Annotated in this window: 2 protein-coding genes; both read right to left on the minus strand. The window is 54.0% G+C overall.

What is annotated here, in order from left to right; translation table 11 throughout:
- Positions 1–280 precede the first annotated feature (280 nt).
- Complete coding sequence (locus JRI89_17505) at positions 281–1,783, minus strand: DUF2779 domain-containing protein (protein MBW2073028.1); 1,503 nt, start codon at positions 1,781–1,783, stop codon at positions 281–283.
- Positions 1,784–1,922: 139 nt separating this feature from the next.
- A partial coding sequence (locus JRI89_17510) for a hypothetical protein (protein MBW2073029.1) occupies positions 1,923–2,706 on the minus strand: 784 nt, incomplete at its 5' end.

The raw sequence follows: 2,706 nt of genomic DNA on the forward strand, positions 1-2,706 counted from the left end.
CCAGCCACTGTCCTGGTGTTCATACACGCCTCAGCTGTATGTGCTCCTCTATCCAATCGGTGTTCACCCGGACGGAGCCCAGCAGCCCGGCATCTCCTCTGTGTACGCCACCATTAGCCTGGGATGGCTCGATGCTGGTTGTCAATTAATGAAGGTAATTGGTAGCATGGCGTCATTCTATTGCTGGCCCCAGCGCAACCTGAAGGCTGCGCCTGCCGGTGGCGCTGCGCGCAGTCGCAGGGCTCATGGTCAATTAAGCACGAACTAATTTCCCACATTCTCATGCCCGGCATGTTTCTGCCCGTCTCAGTAGCTTCTCCCTGATCTTTACCATGGCCAGCGTATCCTGGGCGCAATAGGTGAGCAGGTCCTGCCTGATTTTTTCTCTCTCTTCAGGTGGGGTAGCAGGATCCACCATGCGCAGGTATTCCACCGACGCCTGTTGCCCTTCCTGCACTGCCAGGTTGTCATAGCTCATGCTCGGCACAAGAGCGGGCAGGACTGACTTGAGGGAAAAGGAGCCGTGCAATCTGGGATGGTAGTAGTGTGTTCTGATGGTGGCGTGCAAATCCTCTAACCGCGCCACAACACTGGCAAGCCGCTCGCTGCACCGGGTCAGGCAGTTCATCAGTGCAATGAGTATACCTTTTTCATAGCTGGTGTAGACAAATATGGTTCCCTTTTCGCCCAGAGCCTGGAGCAGCCTGTCGGTGAATTCTTCCCGAGGATCCCTGTCCTCGAGACACAGGTATTCATGGTGCGCAAGGGTTCCATCTTCATGGACCACATGAACTGACCATTGGAACGGAATGGCCTCATATGGTCTGGTGCCGGCATAGCGAGGAATGGCTGGACTGATGGTTTCAAAATCCAGAAAGTAGAGAGGATATTCCACCTCCAGCAACCGTCGACCGAGTTCCCGGCTGACATACTCCTTCCCATCGACCACACAATGCCTGATCCTCTCCTGCAACTCTGTCAGTGCAAACCACTCAGGAATATGGCGAATGTCCTCGACACCGAGCTCCGCAAGGTCATTGAGCTTGTTGTCGCTGATGCCGGCAAGATCCATCACCCAGTAATCCGGCATGTCTGCGGTGCAGTGCTCCCAGAATTCGCAGAGATAGGGTCTCTTGCAGTGCCTGGAGGGCCTGATCTCCGGCGCCTTTTCTTCCGCCAACATCTCTTTCAGCCAGCGAAGCTCCAGGCTGATCTCCTCTTGACTGGCAAGCACCTCATCTGTGAGGTCATAAAAGGAAAACAGCTGCTCGAGATCAAGCTGGTGTCCATTATAGACATACTGGTTGTTCAGACTGAGAATACCTGCTGTTTTGATGGCAAGGCCGGCCAGCCGCAGCACATGATACTGAATCGCCACATCCGCATGGTGCTCATTCTTCAAAGAGGTAGATGACTTTACCTCGATCAGGTTCCAGTTGTCACCTTCGAGCCTTACCAGGATGTCAGCCCGCACCCTGACACCATCTTCGAGAAAGGCCGCCTCATATATTGCCGGTACATTCGGGTTTTTCATGATTGTCAGCGTGGACTGTACAGCCTCTTCATGGTGCAGGTAGTCTTCCTCGATGAGCACGCCACCCGGATACAATCGGGTCGCCAACCTTCCCACCTCGTGGCCTGTGTCGAAGATTGCCTGCCGGGCCGGGGTTACCTCAGACGCCAGCTCGCGGTTGTAGCACTGGTGCCACAACCGCAAAGGGCAGTGCAACCCGGCCAGGAAGCGGGACTTGGAGAGCGTCGGCACAGTTTGTCTTTTCATCATCCCGAAACCTTCACTATGATACAGCAGGATCTATTCGCCATTTCACCGGATAACTCATTTTATAACTTTATAGCATCTTCTGCCTTCGAACTAAATCCAACAGCCAATAATGCAGTGATGACGACTTCCACAACTCCCATCATCTATACCTTCTCCTCGTGGAAAACCTTTGCATTCTGGAACTGTTCTGCTCTGAGTGGTAGCCATTTCTCTTGGCAAAAGCCGACAGATGCAGGAGCTCGTCATCATGAACAAGAGCAAAGCCGGCAACCTTGTCAGATTCGAGCCGCAAGTCGGTGCCCAGTGCCACAGAACCCTGAGTCTCGACAGAGGCGGTCTTCGCAGCCTGCAGGAATTTCGCAGCATTACTCCTCACCACTTTCCAGAAACTCTTCTCCTCATACCAGTCTATGGCATCCAGAGCATAGCTCTCGAGCAATTTCTTGAACACCCCGGCGAAAGTCGCGGACTTGCCGAAGCTGTCCAATCCAACCACCCTGCCGTTTATAAAAAAAACCCCTCCAACCTGCAGCTCCACCAACCGAAAATGCTTCAGGTACTCTGAAAGAGACGATTGCTCCTTGTCGTAGATCTCAGTCATGGCCATGGTGGGCGTTTCAGCCGCCATTCTGGCAGCCTTGTTGGCTATCTCGTGCCACAGGGCTCCCTGGTCCGTCTGGAAACCCCTGGAGGCACGTACTGAAGCATTTACCTGCTCAGCCTTCATGGCCCGCAAATTACAGCACATGATCCTCTGGCGGCTGGAAAACCGGCGACTCTCATACTCCCATCTCCCCTGCTCCACACAGCTTACAGGGATCACCGTGGTGGAGTTCCCCCTGAGGAGCATGGTGGTGTTGACGATCCTGTTCTGCTTGGCTCCTACCAGTTCCTCGCCGTCGACAATCAGCACCATTCTGGGG

Source organism: Deltaproteobacteria bacterium, assembly GCA_019309045.1.
GTDB lineage: Bacteria > Desulfobacterota > Syntrophobacteria > BM002 > BM002 > JAFDGZ01.

Bases quoted from the DNA above. Each gene is read 5' to 3' on its own strand.
- JRI89_17505 (MBW2073028.1), bottom strand. From the start codon at position 1,783: ATGATGAAAAGACAAACTGTGCCGACGCTCTCCAAGTCCCGCTTCCTG.